At 71.3% G+C, this 14,411-nt stretch carries 14 protein-coding genes and 1 riboswitch; of the genes, 5 read left to right on the top strand and 9 right to left on the bottom strand.

The features are described from left to right. Nucleotides 1-214: 214 nt before the first annotated feature. The 4 genes from HCC61_RS29385 to HCC61_RS29370 all read left to right on the top strand — a co-directional run bounded on the left by HCC61_RS29385 (nt 215) and on the right by HCC61_RS29370 (nt 4,942). Nucleotides 215-3,364: a glycoside hydrolase family 2 TIM barrel-domain containing protein gene (locus HCC61_RS29385; RefSeq protein WP_169140801.1), complete on the top strand. Its 3,150-nt coding sequence runs from the start codon at nt 215-217 to the stop codon at nt 3,362-3,364. 216 nt (nt 3,365-3,580) lie between these two features. Beyond that, complete coding sequence (locus tag HCC61_RS29380) at nt 3,581-3,865, top strand: DUF211 domain-containing protein (protein ID WP_169140800.1); 285 nt, start codon at nt 3,581-3,583, stop codon at nt 3,863-3,865. Beyond that, nucleotides 3,862-4,407, top strand: a complete 546-nt coding sequence (locus HCC61_RS29375; RefSeq protein ID WP_169140798.1) for a hypothetical protein — start codon at nt 3,862-3,864, stop codon at nt 4,405-4,407. The genes HCC61_RS29380 and HCC61_RS29375 overlap by 4 nt, the downstream gene beginning before the upstream one ends. 283 nt (nt 4,408-4,690) lie before the next feature. Next, on the top strand, nt 4,691-4,942 hold the full coding sequence (locus tag HCC61_RS29370) for a DUF3040 domain-containing protein (protein WP_169140795.1): 252 nt from the start codon (nt 4,691-4,693) through the stop codon (nt 4,940-4,942). A gap of 182 nt (nt 4,943-5,124) precedes the next feature. On the opposite strand, the gene crcB (HCC61_RS29365) is transcribed toward HCC61_RS29370, so the two are convergent. Genes crcB (HCC61_RS29365) through crcB (HCC61_RS29355) form a run of 3 tightly spaced genes read right to left on the bottom strand, consistent with a single transcriptional unit; the run spans nt 5,125 to nt 6,325 of the window. Beyond that, a complete protein-coding gene (gene crcB, locus HCC61_RS29365) occupies nt 5,125-5,499 on the bottom strand; it encodes a fluoride efflux transporter CrcB (protein ID WP_169140793.1) in 375 nt (124 codons plus the stop codon). Continuing rightward, a complete protein-coding gene (locus tag HCC61_RS29360) occupies nt 5,496-5,843 on the bottom strand; it encodes a DUF190 domain-containing protein (protein ID WP_169140791.1) in 348 nt (115 codons plus the stop codon). Before HCC61_RS29360 ends, crcB (HCC61_RS29365) begins: the two co-directional genes overlap by 4 nt. After that, complete coding sequence (gene crcB / locus HCC61_RS29355; protein WP_169140789.1) at nt 5,840-6,325, bottom strand: fluoride efflux transporter CrcB; 486 nt, start codon at nt 6,323-6,325, stop codon at nt 5,840-5,842. The genes HCC61_RS29360 and crcB (HCC61_RS29355) overlap by 4 nt, the downstream gene beginning before the upstream one ends. A gap of 386 nt (nt 6,326-6,711) precedes the next feature. Here crcB (HCC61_RS29355) and HCC61_RS29350 point away from each other — a divergent pair, with 386 nt between their 5' ends. Further along, on the top strand, nt 6,712-7,536 hold the full coding sequence (locus HCC61_RS29350) for an MIP/aquaporin family protein (RefSeq protein ID WP_169140788.1): 825 nt from the start codon (nt 6,712-6,714) through the stop codon (nt 7,534-7,536). A 78-nt stretch (nt 7,537-7,614) separates the two neighbouring features. On the opposite strand, the gene HCC61_RS29345 is transcribed toward HCC61_RS29350, so the two are convergent. The 6 genes from HCC61_RS29345 to HCC61_RS29320 form a co-directional block, all read right to left on the bottom strand. Then, a complete protein-coding gene (locus HCC61_RS29345) occupies nt 7,615-7,860 on the bottom strand; it encodes a DUF2180 family protein (protein WP_206323170.1) in 246 nt (81 codons plus the stop codon). A 1-nt stretch (nt 7,861) separates the two neighbouring features. Next, nucleotides 7,862-7,938, bottom strand: a riboswitch (Fluoride riboswitch). Nucleotides 7,939-8,032: 94 nt separating this feature from the next. Next, nucleotides 8,033-8,482, bottom strand: coding sequence for a universal stress protein (locus HCC61_RS29340; RefSeq protein WP_169140786.1), 450 nt, complete (start codon nt 8,480-8,482; stop codon nt 8,033-8,035). Between the two features lie 18 nt (nt 8,483-8,500). Then, entirely contained in the window at nt 8,501-10,603 is a 2,103-nt protein-coding gene (locus HCC61_RS29335; RefSeq protein ID WP_206323169.1) for a proton-conducting transporter membrane subunit, read from the bottom strand. Continuing rightward, complete coding sequence (locus tag HCC61_RS29330) at nt 10,600-11,391, bottom strand: NADH:ubiquinone oxidoreductase (protein ID WP_169140784.1); 792 nt, start codon at nt 11,389-11,391, stop codon at nt 10,600-10,602. The genes HCC61_RS29335 and HCC61_RS29330 overlap by 4 nt, the downstream gene beginning before the upstream one ends. Beyond that, the gene (locus tag HCC61_RS29325; protein WP_240969403.1) at nt 11,392-12,912 is read right to left on the bottom strand and encodes an NADH-quinone oxidoreductase subunit C; all 1,521 of its coding nucleotides are present in this window, start codon (nt 12,910-12,912) and stop codon (nt 11,392-11,394) included. Further along, the gene (locus HCC61_RS29320; RefSeq protein WP_169140782.1) at nt 12,909-14,411 is read right to left on the bottom strand and encodes a proton-conducting transporter membrane subunit; all 1,503 of its coding nucleotides are present in this window, start codon (nt 14,409-14,411) and stop codon (nt 12,909-12,911) included. Before HCC61_RS29320 ends, HCC61_RS29325 begins: the two co-directional genes overlap by 4 nt.

The following is a 14,411-nucleotide window of genomic DNA, read 5'->3' as shown; positions in this document are numbered from 1 at the left end:
ACGGCCCCCGATGGACCTTGATGGACTCCGCACCGGTCCGTACGCATGGCACCGGCCGGCATGGCCGTCGGTCCCCAACCGGTGCTGGTTCTTGAGGAGTTCTGGTGATTTCTGTTGACCGGGCTCTACAAGTCCCACACACTCCGGGTGTTCCGCCGATGGGCGCCGTGCGCCGCCGGCCGTGAGGCGAGAACTCCGAGTGGGGAGGCAGGAGATGGCGATCTCGCGACGAGGGGCGGTCCTGGGGGGTGCCGGACTCACAGCCGGCGGGATGCTCGCGACGTCAGGGACCGGGATCGCATCGGCTGCTGCGGCCGCCCCGGAGGCCCCGCAGATCACGCCGGCCTCCGGACGCACGGTGGACCTCCGTGACGGATGGCGTTTCGCGCTGGTCAACACCACCGGGGCGGACGCCGGGCAGCCGGGCGGCGACGACCCCGCATGGCATGACGTCGACCTGCCGCATGACTGGAGCATCGGCCTCGACCCCCGCAAGAGCGACCACACCACCGCGGGAACCGCCTATCTGCCGGGCGGACTCGGCTGGTACGCGAAGACCTTCACGCTCGCGCCCGCCATGGCCGGCAAGCGCCTGTCGGTCGAGTTCGACGGCGTCTACATGGACGCCCACGTCCACTTCAACGGCCGCCTCGTGGCCGCTCATCCGTACGGCTACACAGGCTTCGCGGTGGACCTGACGGAACTGGCCCACACTGACGGCACGACACCGAACACCCTCTCCGTGAAGGTGCGCAACCAGATGCCGAGCAGCCGCTGGTACTCGGGCAGTGGCATCTACCGTGACGTCCGCCTCGTCGTGACCGATCCGGTGCACCTCACCCGTCACGGCGTCACCGTGACCACCCCGAAGCTCGCCGAAGCCCACGCGGCGGGCCACGCCGACGTACGTGTGGACGCCACCGCGGTCAGCGAGTCCGGCCGTTCCGTACGCGCCGAGGTGTCGGTCGTCGTGAAGGACGGGGACGGCAGGGAGGTGGCGCGGGCCGCCGCGCCGGCCGATCTGGACGGCGAGCCGCGCTCCACCCGGGTGGAACTGCGGCTGGACGGCCCCCGGCTGTGGTCCACGGCCACGCCGCACCTCTACACCGCCGTCACCAGGATCACCGCCGCGGGCAAGACCGTCGACGAGACCACGACCCGCTTCGGCCTGCGCTGGTTCGCCTTCGACCCGGCACACGGATTCAGCCTGAACGATCGGCGGACGAAGCTGAAGGGCGTCAACCTGCACCACGACCTGGGTGCGCTCGGCTCCGCCTTCCACCGAGACGCCGCCGAACGGCAGTTGACGACGATGCGGACGATGGGCGTCAACGCGCTGCGCACCTCGCACAACCCGCCGGCACCGCAACTGGTCGACCTGTGCGACGAGTTGGGCATCGTGATGATGGTCGAGGCGTTCGACTGCTGGCGCACGCCGAAGAACCCTTACGACTACGGCCGTTTCTTCGACGAGCACAGCGACGCCGACGTGAAGGAGATGGTGCACGCCGCGAAGAACTCGCCCGCCGTGGTGATGTGGTCCATCGGCAACGAGATCCCGGACAGCACCAGCGAGGCCGGCGTGCCCATCGCCGAGCGGCTCGTCGCCGCCGTCCGGTCCGTCGACGCCTCCCGTCCGGTCGTGCTGGGCTCCGACAAGTACCGAACGGTCCCCGAGGACGGCTCACCGCAGGACCGGATCCTGCGGATGCTCGACGGCGTCGGCCTGAACTACAACACGGCGGCCTCGGTCGACGCCCTGCACGCGAAGTATCCCGGCACCTTCCTCTTCGAGTCCGAGTCGTCCTCCTGCACCTCCTCGCGTGGCGTGTACGACAACCCGGACCAGCTCAACACCGGCGAGAACCACACCCCGGGGAGCCGCGGCGCCTCGTCCTACGACAACAACCTCGAGAGCTGGACGATGAGCGGCGAGTACGGCCTCAAGAAGGACCGTGACCGGGAGTTCTTCGCCGGTCAGTTCCTGTGGTCGGGCATCGACTACCTGGGGGAGCCCACACCGTACGACGACGTCTTCCCCGTCAAGTCGTCCTTCTTCGGGGCGGTCGACACCGCGGGCTTCGCCAAGGACCAGTTCTTCCTCTTCCGCAGCCGGTGGAGCGAGGAGGCGATGGTCCACCTGGTGCCGATGGACTGGACGGGCCACCGTCCGAAGGAAGAGGTCACGGTGTGGGCTTACAGCAACGCCGACACCGTCGAACTCTTCCTCAACGGCCGCTCGTTGGGCGTCCGCGCCTTCGACCGCAAGACCACCGAGTACGGCCGCGCCTACCTGGAGACGACCGAGGCGACGCACGACGACAAGACGGTCACCTCCGGCCCGTACCCCGGCAGTTACACCAGCCCGAACGGAAGCGCGGGCAGGCTGCATCTGACCTGGAAGGTGCCTTTCGCGCCGGGCAAGCTCGTCGCGGTCGCCCGGCGTGAAGGCGCCGAGGTCGCCCGCGACGTGCTCCGCACGGCTGGCGAGCCCGCCGCGGTCCGGCTCACCCCGCACCGTGAGGAAGTCACCGCGGACGGGCGGTCCCTGGTCTTCGTCACCGCCGAAGTCACCGACGCGCGAGGCGTGTTGGTGCCCAGTGCGGACGACGCCTTGAGCTTCACGGTGACCGGCCCGAACGGCGCGCGACTCCTCGGCGCGGACAACGGGCAGCAGGAGAGCGCGGAGAACTACCAGTCCGCCGACCGGGACGCCTTCCACGGCAAGGCCCTCGCGATCGTGCAGGCCGGGCGGGGCTCCGGCCCCATCACCGTCACCGCCCGGTCGGCACGGCTGCGTCCCGACTCGGCGCGCATCCGGACCACCGGCGGCCATGGCCGGGCGCAGGAGGACCGTGCTGACGGCCCGGCTCCGGCCCGTGCTTCCGGTGCCCGTTCCGCCGCCGGCACCGCGTCCGGCGGACCGCACGCCGACGCGAGCTTCTCCGGGGCACCCGACACCCTGCCCGCGGCCATGCTCGACGACGACCCGGCCACCGGCTGGTCCAACCAGTACCGCATGGCAGCGACGGCCCTGTTGCCGGAGATCAGCGCCGCGCACGCCCGGGACTGGGTGTCGCTGGCGTGGCCGGACCGCCGCCGGATCAGGGCTGTCGAAGTGTCGTTCACCGCGGACGACGCGCACGCGCTGCCGAAGGCAGTGGCGGTGAGCTACTGGAACGGCGAGGAGTACGTGCCCGTGGACCACCCGCACATCACCTGGGGATCCGGTTCGGGCGAGCCCACCCGCATCGGCTTCGACCCGGTGCGGACCACCCGCATCAGGCTCGAGATGACCAGCTCCCACCCGCACGAGCCCGACGGGTTCCTCCGCATCGTGCGCCTGGCGGCTGCGGATCGGTGAGCTTCCGCTTCGGCCGAGGAGCGTGCGCCCACCTCTTCCGTCCGCACGGGCACAACGGCCCGGCCCGACCCCGCCAGACCCGGCCGGACCCGGGTCGGGCGGAGTCCGCGACGCACCGCCCGATGCCGGGTGAGTGCCATTCCGCTTCGCTATCTTCGGCGGTAGTGCCCAGGAGACGATCTGGACGCTGAGCGTTGCCGGAGCGAGGAGCACGACATGCCGATCCGCAGGCTGGTACTCGACGTGGACAAGACCGTCAACGAGCCCGAGTTGGTGGACCTCGCCCGCGCGATCGAGAGCACCAGCGGCGTGGAGGCGGTGAACATCTCCGTCACCGAGATCGACATCGAGACCGTCGGCACCGACGTCACCGTCGAAGGCCAGGACATCGACGTGGCTGCCGTGGTCGACGCCATCCAGCGAACCGGTGCCGTGCTGCACAGCGTGGACCAGGTGGTGGCCGGCGCGTACATGCTCGAGCACAGCAGCCGGTCGCGATGAACGATGCTCTGCGCCGGTGGGCGGTGCGAACCCGCCTCCCGCTGGTGCTGGGTCTGACCGACGGCTTGCTGACCGCGCTGACGCTCTCCGCCGACTCGTTGACGAGCAGCGGCGCCGGCGTCGATCTCTTCCTGTCGGTACGGGTGGGTTGCGTCGCACTGGTGACGAGCGCCTTCACGGTGTTCGTCGCCGACTATGCCGAACGGCGGGCCGAGTTGACCCGCGCCTCCGAGCAGCTGAACCTCACCCGTCGCGGACAGCTGGCCACCACTCGGCTCGGTCGGCTCGCACGCTACCGCGCCCTGACGGCATCCCTGGTCGCCTCCACCTCGGGCTTCCTCGCCGCGGCGCTCCCGCTCATGGTCGGCGCACTCATCCCGGGCCCCGCCTGGGGTGTGATCGTGGTGGTCGTCGCGGCCCTGATGGCGCTCGGTGCGGTGCTCGCACGCATCCTTGCGGGGAGTACCGGACGGTGGGTCCTCGCCATGGGTCTCGGCGGAGTCGCCATCACGTGGATCGGGATCCAGCTGCACATCGCGTGACGGCGCCGACCGGTGCCCCGACCACGTCACGCGATGCGCGCGATGTCGACGCGGCACCGCGGACTCCCTACGATGGCTTCCGATCAGCGGCGGAGGGACTCGCCGACAACTGCGGCCGTACGGCTGCCAATGGTCCCTACCTCGACAGGTAGGAGACGTATATGCATGTCCGGTCCCTCGCTGCGAACGGCGAACCGTCGCTTCCATCCGATCTGCCTGCCCGTCCCCAGCGGTGTCCTCGGCGGCGGCTTGCGCTGCGCGCCCGGGCCGTGTGACCGCTGCCATGGCCCTGTCCGACGACGAACGCAACGACCTGGCCCGGATCGAAGCGTTCCTGACCGCTGAAGAGCCGTTGCTCGCGTACCGCATGTCGCGGCTGAAGCGGTCGGTCGCTCTTCGCAATGCGGGCCCCGTGGTGATCGCCCTGCTCGGAGTGGCCCTGACGGTGCTGGGGGCGGGCGTTGGCAGTGACGTACTGGCCATGTCCGGGCTGACGATCACGGTGGGATGCGGGATACTCCGGGCGGTGCGCTGACAGCACCTTCGTGCCTCCATGCGGCGGCCCGGTCAACGCCCTCTCAACTCCGGGTGCCCTGCCGCACGTTGACGGTGTCGCGCCGTCCGCGCAGGCGCCAGGCCCGTTCGCGCAGGCGCCGGTCCCGTTCGCGCAGGCGCCCGTCCCGTCCGCCGCAGCGGTACGGGACCGTACCGGGACGCTCATCCCCACACGGCCTCGGCGACGCTTATGCCGACGAAGACGGCGCCGAGCCCTGCCACGACGCTCGCGACGACATTGGCCGCCGCATAGAAGCCGGCACCGTCCTCCACCAGCCGAAGCGTCTCGTAGGAGAACGTCGAGTACGTCGTCAGCGCCCCGCACAGGCCGGTGCCGAGGAAGAGCATGAGCTGTGACGGTGCCGCTCCCGCCACGGAGGCCCCGGTCAGGAGCCCCAGGACCAGGCAGCCGACGACGTTGACGGCGAACGTGCCCCACGGGAAGACCGTGTCGTGCCGGGTCTGCACCGCCCGGTCGGTCAGATAGCGCAGCGGCGCACCGATCGCCCCACCGACGAGCACCAGCAGCCAGTTCATTCGTCCGCTCCTCGTCCCACGTACCGGATGACCTCGCAGTCGTCGAGGATCACCAGGCCCTCGCTGACCAGTTCGTCCAGCTGCGGCAGGAAGTCGTGGATCCGCTCGTGCGAGTCGACGATCACGATCGCCACGGGCAGGTCCTCGCTCATCGACAGCAGTCGCTGGGTGTGGATCAGGGACGAGGCGCCGAACCCCTCGATGCCCCGGAAGACGCTCGCGCCCGCGAGCCCCGCCTTGTGCGCGCGGTGCACGATCTCGGTGTAGAGCGGCTTGTGATGCCACTGGTCCATCTCGCCGATGAAGATCGTCACGCGCAGTGCCGTACCTGTCAGCCTGGTCATCGCGTCCTCCACGCCAGTACGCGGCGAGTGATCCACACCGCACTCCACACTGCTACCAGCGCGGCCAGCAGCGTGCCCGTCATATACGCCAGCCCGGCCCGCGCCCGGCCGGCGTCCACCAGGCGCTCGACGTCCACCGCGTAGGTGGAGAAGGTGGTGTAGCCGCCGAGCACACCGGTGCCGAAGAACGGCCGCACCAGGCGGTGGGCCGCCCACACATCCGAGATCACCACCATGAACACGCCGATCACGGCGCAGCCGGTGACGTTGACCCACAGCGTCGTCCAGGGGACCCCGCCGGAGGCGACGGGCCATATCAGCGATGCCCCGTATCTGAGCCCGCTTCCCACGGCCCCTCCGAGGGCGACCGCGACCAGCACCGGCCACCGCCCGCGCAGCAGCTCACGCCGCTGCGCGGGCACGTGCAGATCGACATCGGGATCGGTGGGCTCAGCCACTGGAGACCCGGAACGAACTCCCATGCACACGTCCTCCTACTCGCCAGGCGCTCAGGGCGGAGCGCCACCCAGCCGAGTAGGGACCGTTGGCGGCGACCTCGCCGCGGTTGGGGTACGGCGGGCCCCACCGCCGTGCGGCTGCCGGGGGATCCGCAGAAGCAGCCACAGCGCGAGGATACCCGGTCGCGACACAGCTCCGGCGGGCGCATCCGGACTGCGGTCCTGCGCACGATCCCGCGCGCCGACGACCCCGGTCTGAGCAGGCCACCGGGCGTCGGCCCCGGAGCGGGGGCACGCCGTCCCGCCGTGAACGAACATCCGGAATTGGTACGTCCGTCTGCCCTCGGAAGCGGTTCACCCCCTATGGTCTACGTCACACTCGTCCGGGTCGTTCTGGAGGCGGGCAACTTATGGCAAAAGGCATATCGAAAACGGCAGTTGGCGAACTGTCAGCAGAGTTCGCGGGCACCCTCATCCTCATCCTGTTCGGATGCGGCGTGGTCGCTCAGGTGGTCGGCGGAAACGGCACGCTTGGTGATCACGACAGCATCGCGTGGGCCTGGGGCCTGGGCGTCACGCTCGGCGTGTACGTGGCGGCGCGGGTCAGCGGCGCTCACATCAACCCCGCGGTGACGGTGGCCATGGCGGCCTTCCGGGGATTCTCGTGGAGCAAGGTCGGTCCCTACGTACTCGCGCAGACCGCCGGTGCGTTCGTCGCCGCGCTGCTGGTGCGCTGGAACTACACCGAGGTGCTGGCGAAGGCCGACCCGGGTCACACCCTCAAGTCGCAGACCGTCTTCTCGACCCTCCCCGGGAACGGCGCTCTGCCGGTCAGTGAATGGGGAGCCCTGCGCGACCAGATCATCGGCACGGCGATCCTGCTCTTCGTCATCTTCGCCGTGACCGATCTGCTGAACACCGCACCCGGTGCCAACCTCGGGCCGCTCATCATCGGCTTGCTCGTCGTGGCGATCGGCATGGCGTGGGGTACCGACGCCGGCTACGCCATCAATCCCGCGCGGGACTTCGGGCCGCGGCTGGCCAGCTTCCTCACCGGCTATGACGGCGCCTGGCGAGATCAGTACGGCAACTTCTACTTCTGGGTTCCCATCATCGGGCCGCTCGTCGGCGGACTGCTCGGCGCTGCGGCCTACCGCCCGCTGATCGGCCGCTATCTGCCGACACACGAGGAGCAGGAACCAGGAAGGGTTCCGGCTCCGGAGCCCGAGAGCTGACAGTCCGCCGGGCCGGCGGACTCCCGATCGTCCGGCTTCGGCCCGGAGTCTCACCTCCGGGCCGAAGCCGGACGTCGGTCAGGACAGCTGATGCGACTGGGCCTTGTGACATGTGGTGCACAAGATGCGCCGGGCGGCGGTGGGTTGCAGGGCGGTCCCGGTGCCGGTGACCCGGTGGACGCTGTGAGGGGTGGCGTTGGCGTGCGCGGCGCAGAGCCCCGCACCGCAGTGAACACAGGTCGCCAGCACGGGAGTTGCCGTCCCCTCCAGGCTGTGACAGTCGTAGCAGTGCACGGTGCGCCTCCCGGGCTCGATCGCTGACATCGGGTCGCCAGGAACCGTCAGCCTCGTGAGGCGGTTCGGGCGCAGCACGCCCAGGCGGGATCCATCGCCTGCTGTGCAGTGAACTGCCGAGCGGACGGCCCGTCAAGAGCGGCCGGCGTCAGGGAGCGAGGCGGCGGACACCGGCGATTCCCCTGTGCAGAAAGGCCGTTGGTCACAAGTCCGCGGCGGGGCTCACCAGCAGGACGGGAAGATGTGTGCCTTCGGGGACGGCGCGCGCCACCGGGCCGAGGCCGGTGGTGCGCAGGTGGCCGTTCTCGCCGTGGCGGCCGACGACGATCAGGTCGCATCCGTGGTCTTCGGCTCCCGCGCACAGGTCGGCGGGGATGTCGGTGCTCTCGCTCCATTCGAGGCGGGCACGGGCGCCGTGCGGGGTCGCGGAGCGGACAGTGCTGTCGTACTGCTCGCTCAACCACCGGCGTTGAGCGTCGAGTTCCCGGGTCCCTTCGCCGCTGGTCTCGACGTGCCGGGGCGGAGCCAGCACGGCACGGGCGATGACGACGCCGTCCCCGTCCGCGAGGGTGAACGCCGTGGCCAGTGCCGTGTGGGCGGCCGGTGAGGCGTCCCAGCCGACCAGGATCCTGCGGAACGGGCCGGATGACATCGTGGCGTTCTCCTTACGTCACGCCAGGCCCGCCACGAGGGCGAGCACGGCGACCAGGGCGATGAGCATGTAGGCGAGATAGGCGTCAAGGCGCCCGGACTGGAGGCGCTTGGCCGCGGAGACGAGGGAGCGCAGTGGCCTTCTGAGCGGCCGGTAGAGGTAGGCCTCGACGACTTCGACGACGTCGGAGGAGTACCCCAGCACGCCGCTGGTGACGGTGGGGCCGGCGGTGGCGCCGGCGGTGGTGCCTTCGGCGGGCTCGGCCCCTCCGGTGGCACCGGCCGTGGAGGACGACGGGAGCGTGCGCGTACGGGTCCGGGTGAGCAGCACCGCGGCGAGGATGCGGCGCGTGGGGTTGGCGTAACCGAAGGGGGTGTACTGGTCGCCGCCCTGGACGCCGCCGCCGGCCGAGCGCCAGGCGGGGGTGCGCCGGACCCGCAGGGCGCCGCCGCGGGAGCCGCCGAGGAGCAGTACGGCTGCGACGGCGGCCAGCATCAGCGGCATGACGACCCACAGCCACGACGGCGAGAGGACGGAGAACTCGCCGAAGACGGGCTGCACGATCCAGGGGGACTTCAGTGCGCCCGAGCTGGTGGCGACCGGGACGAGATCCGCCAACCCGGCGGAGACGACCCGGACTTGAAGCGGTGTGAGGGCGGCGACGGCCAGGCCGCCCACCGCCAGCATCAGCATGCCGGCGCGGCCGCAGGCGCCGAGGTCGGTGCGGCGCGACTCGCGGCGTGGCCGCTCCTTGTCGAGCGGACCGAGCACGACCATGCCGACGATGCGGACGAAGGTCACGCCGGCGAAGCCCGCGGTGAGCGCGATCAGTGCCCCGGCGGCGGCCAGCGCCAGCGCATAGGGGAGGTGGGGCAGCCGGAACTGCTGGAGGAGGGATTCGAGGAGGAACCACTCGGAGACGAAGCCCGCGGTCGGCGGCAGTCCGGCGAGTGTGACGGCTCCGATGGCGACGCCGGTGCCTGCCCAGGGCAGCCGGCGGGCGCTTCCCCGCAGTTCCTCCAAGTCGCCTGTTCCGGCGGCGGATTCGAGGGACGCGGCGCCCGCGAACAGCAACGTCTTGGCGACGGCGTGGGCGGTGGCCTGGAGGGTGGCCGCGATCAGACCGACGGCGGTCAGACGGGGGCTGTGCTGGAGGGCGCCGATCAGAGCGACGGCGTAGCCGGTGCAGATCAGCCCGGCGTTCTCGATGCTGGAGTAGGCGATGACGCGTTCCAGCCGTCCCTGGGCCGCGGCGTGTGCGATGCCCAGCAGAGCGGTGAGCGCGGCGACCAGGAGGAGAGCGACGGCGAGCCACGCCGGTGGGCGGCCGAGGAGTCCGAGGGTGCGCCACAGGCCGTAGAAGCCCGCGTTGACGGCGACTCCGGCCATGATCGCGCGCAGCCCGGCCGGTGCGGAGGCGTACCCGCGAGGCATCCACACCTGGAGGGGGACGAGGCCGACCTTGACGGCGAAGGCGATGACCAGCAGCGTCCATACGGCGCCGTGCAGCACCCCCGGCTCCAGACGGGACAGGGAGGGAAGGGCGAAGCTTCCGGTGCCGGACGCCGCGAGCAGCAGCCCGAGGAGCAACGAGGCTCCGGAGACCTTGCCGAAGACCAGCGTGGAAAGCGCGTCACCGGCCGCCGTCCCGCGATGGCGGCCGGCGCCCGCGAGGAAGTAGAAGCCCAGGGTCAGCGCCTCCCAGGCCAGCAGGAACAGGAAGGCGTTGTCGGCGCTCTCCACGACCGCCACCGCAGCGAGAACCAACGCCGCGCAGGCGCCCGTGCCCCGCCCGCGCACCCGCCCCGGTGCCCAACCCGCTGCGGTCAGGCAGGCGGCGACCGCCACGGCGAAGGTGAGCAGCCAGAACAGGCCCGACAACCGGTCCACGGTGAGGTGGCTGGCGCCAAAGCCGAGCCAGTCGCCGAGACCGGGCTGCGGCGGGCGGCCGGCGTCGCGCAGCGCGAGGGCTCCGGTGACGGCGAGGCAGGCCGAACCGGCCGCGCAGGCCAGATACGGGACGGCCGCCGCCGGGCCGCGACGCGGCGCCGCACCCGGGAGGACGTCTGCTGCGGCGCCGACGGCCAGCATCAACAGGCCCACGCCGATAAGGGTGTTCATCCCGTCGCCTCCCCGTCGGGCAGCAGCCGCCCGGTGGCCATCAGCAGGGCGTGCAGCAGCGAGAAGGGGCTCGGCGGTGAGCCGGGCACCCAGATGTCCACGTCGACGAGGTTCCGCACGCCGCAGTGCGTGGCATAGGAGTCCGCGTGGAGGCCGCCGCTGCATGCGTCGGTGCCGACGGCGACCACGACGACCGGCTGAGCGGTCGACTCGTATGTACGGCGCAGCGGCGCGGCCATGCCGCGGGCGCCGGCGCCGGTGACGAGCAGGACGTCGGCGTGGCGTGGACTGGCGGTGAGGAACATCCCCAGCCGGTGGATGTCGTAGACGGGGTTGAGCAGCGCCGCGATCTCCCACTCCTCGCTGCCGTCGGACCCGGCGTCGACGTGGCGGATGTGCAGCGAGCGCCGGAAGCGGGCCGTGCGCGCGGCCAACTCCTGTCGTACGGCGGCGAGTTCCGCATCGTCTCCGTACGGCTGCGGGACCACGAGGGCTTCGCGGGAAGTGGCGGCGGTCTCGGTGCCGGGGGCCTCGGCGAAGACGTCGGGCCGGACCTTGGTGCAGCGCCCGCACAGGATGCAACGACCGCGGTCGAGCCGGGCATTGCCGTCGTCGTCGGTGGTGACGGCGCCGGTCGGGCACAGCCCCGCGGCCTCCTGCGGCGAGAGGGGCGGGGCGCCTGACCGTACGGTGATCGCCGCGGGGAAGTCGCTCGCGTACGGGTCGGGACGCTCGGGGTAGCGGGTGGTGACCACGCCGTCGCGCAGCCCGCGCCAGAACCAGGGCATTCAGACCGCCACCCCTGCGATCGACAGGCCGAAGCTCGCCTCGATGAACGGAAAGTCCGTCAGGATGTCCCCGGCGAACACCTCGTGGAAGAGCACGAGATTGTGGAACGACGCCGAGCGCGGTACGCACCGCGTCACGCGCCCCTCCTCCAGCCGCAGCAGGTACAGCACTTCGCCCTGCGGCGCCTCGGCCCAGCCCAGGGCCTGCCCGGTCACGCCGTTCGGCACCTCGCTGCGCAGACCGTCGATGCCGCCCGGCAGGCCGCGCAGCTCCTCGGTGATCTGGTGCAGCAGGTGGAAGGACTGGCTGATCTCGCTGCCCCTCACCTGGGTGCGCGCCTGGGCGTCGCCCACGGCGTGTTCGGGCAGCGGGCCCAGGCCGAGAGCGGTGTAGGCGTCGTAGGGGCGCTCGTAGCGGGCGTCGGGAGCGCAGCCGGAGGCCTTCCCGATCGGGCCCAGCGCACCGTGGGCCCGCGCGAGCACAGGCGCCAGCGGCCCGGTGGTCCGCAGCCGGTCAAGGAAGGACGGGGTGGCCATCGCGGCCCGCCAGTCCGAGGCGACCGCGGCCTCCAACAGGCCCAACTCCTCGTGCAGTTCGGCCGGACGGAGAGCGGGCAGGGCACGGACCCCTCCGGGCACGACCACGCCGCGGCCGAAGCGGCTGCCGCACAGCCGGCCGGTCAGACGCAGTACGCGCTCCTTGTGCAGTCCGAAACGTGCGGTGGCCACGGCGAGTCCCGCCGCGTCGGTGAGTTTCACCATGACGTCGAGATGGTTGGCCACGCGCTCCAGTTCGGCATGGAGGACGCGCACGAGCTGGGCAGGCCATGGGACGCTCGCTCCGGTGCAGCGCTCGACGGCGTGGCAGAAGGCCAGCGCATGCGCGACGGAGGCGATGCCCTCGACGCGTTCGGCCATCAACACCCCGTCGTCGGGGGCGAGTTGCTCGAAGCGCTTGGAGACGCCGCGATGCTTGTGGAAGACGCGGATCTGCACCCGCGGGATGTCCTCGCCGGGCGTCTCCACCAGGTATTCGACGGACTCCACGACCCCGGAGCGCACCGGCCCGTGGGGGATGGTGAACACCCCGTGCCCGGTGACCGCGCGGGGAATCGCCTGCTCGTCGGGCTCGACGGGCACCGGTGTGCGCGCGGATCCCGGCAGCGGAGCGCGGCCGGGGTCGGCCAGAGGCAGCAGCAGCGGGTCGGGACGAGGGTGGCCGAGCGGCCGTACACCGAAGAGATCGTGCAGCACCCGCTCGTACCAGAAGGCAGCCGGCAACTCGGGACTCAGCGCGGGATACGCACGCTCCCCGGGCCCCAGGACGCTCTCCAGCAGCACCGGGTCCTCAGCGTCCGGAGGGAAGAGCACCGCGGTCAGCCGGATGCTCTCCTCGCCCTCGGCCACGCCGAACAGACCGGCGAACCGGTCGCCCCCTTCTCCGGCGCACCGTCGCAGCACCTGCCGACGCCAGTGCGGCATCTCCAGCGACGTGGGCGCGGCAGCATCCGGCAGTGTCATCGCAGGCCTCCCAACTCGGCGGCTCCGCGGGCCAGTAGCTCGGCCAGGTCCGCGGGCGGATGCAGGCCCAGGAGAACCAGGGCCGCCAGCCCGGCCAGAACAGGCGTGACCATCCAGACGCTGGGCTCGCCCCGCTCCTGCCGCGCCGTCTCCCCGTCCCCGAGGGCCGCGGCCCCGCTCGGGGCAGCGGCGGTCGCCGGGGTCATGACGATGCGGGTGGCGGCGACGGCCAGGCCCAGAAAGGCCAGCGTGACCAGCACCACCAGCAGCGCCGCCGGCCCGTTGCGGCCGGACTGCAAGCCGCCGGCCACGATCTGGAACTCGCTGCGGAAGATCCCGAAGGGCGGCATCGCCGACAGCGCCAGGACGGCCAGCAGGAACAGCGGCCCCGACCACGGCAACACCTCGCGGCCGCCACGCAGTTGAGCGATCTCCTTCGTCCGGTACTTCCGTACGATCGCGCCCGCCCCCATGAAGGCGTTGCCCTTGGCAGCCGCGTGTGCGAGTACGTGCAGCAGCACCCCTGCCAGCGCGAGCGGGGCTCCGAAGCTGACGCCGATCGCGAGGATGCCCATGTGCTCGACGCTGGAGTAGGCCAGCAGCCGCTTGATGTCGTGCTGGCCCAGCAGATAGAGGGCGGCCAGCAACAGCGAGGCGACGCCGAAGACCAGCAGCACGGTCTGCGGGAAGTGCGGCCCCAGAGCGGCGGCGGTGATCTGGTAGTAGCGCAGCACGGCGTAGAAGCTGACGGCCAGCAGCGAGCCGGACAGCATCGCCGAGACCGGCGTCGGGGCCTCGGCGTGCGCGTCGGGCAGCCAGGTGTGCACCGGTACGAGGCCGACCTTCGTGCCGAAGCCCAGCACCGCCAGCACGAACGCCAACTGCACAGCCGTAGGCGGCAGTTGCCCGGCGGCCTTGAGAAGCGGGGCGAACGCCAGGTCGTAGGTCTGGCCGAGGACCTGGGCCCCCGCGTAGTACATGAAGATCGTGGCGAGCAGCGCCACTCCCAGCCCGGCCGAGGCGATCAGCACGTATTTCCAGGCGGCCTCGGTCGCGCCCTCGGTGTCCTCCACCGCGACCAGGAGCGCCGAGACCACGGTGGTGATCTCCACGGCGACCCACAGCAGCGCCAGCCCGTCCACGAGCGGGGCGCACAGCATCGACCAGGCGAAGAGGTTGAAGCCCGCGTAGAAGCGACGGGCGTAGCGGGGGAAGTCGCCGGCTGCCTCGTCGTGCCGCAGATATCCGATGCTGTGGGCGGCACACGCCGCGTAGACGAAGGCGGTGGCGAGGACGAACACCATCGACAGGGCGTCCACACGCAGGATCCCGGCGTGCAGGTCCCGCCGCCCCGCGTCGGGCACCAGCGCCAGGGCCAGCCCGAAGCAGACCACGGCGGAGGCCAGCGTGAGCCCCTGAGCGATACGGGCGGGAGCCGACAGGGCCGCGACGGCGGGGAGAAGCGGCAGCAGAGCCAGCAGCAGTAGCACCACGGTCAT

This window comes from Streptomyces sp. HNM0575, assembly GCF_012726265.1.
GTDB lineage: Bacteria > Actinomycetota > Actinomycetes > Streptomycetales > Streptomycetaceae > Streptomyces.
This window is presented reverse-complemented; position numbering and strand designations above follow the sequence as displayed.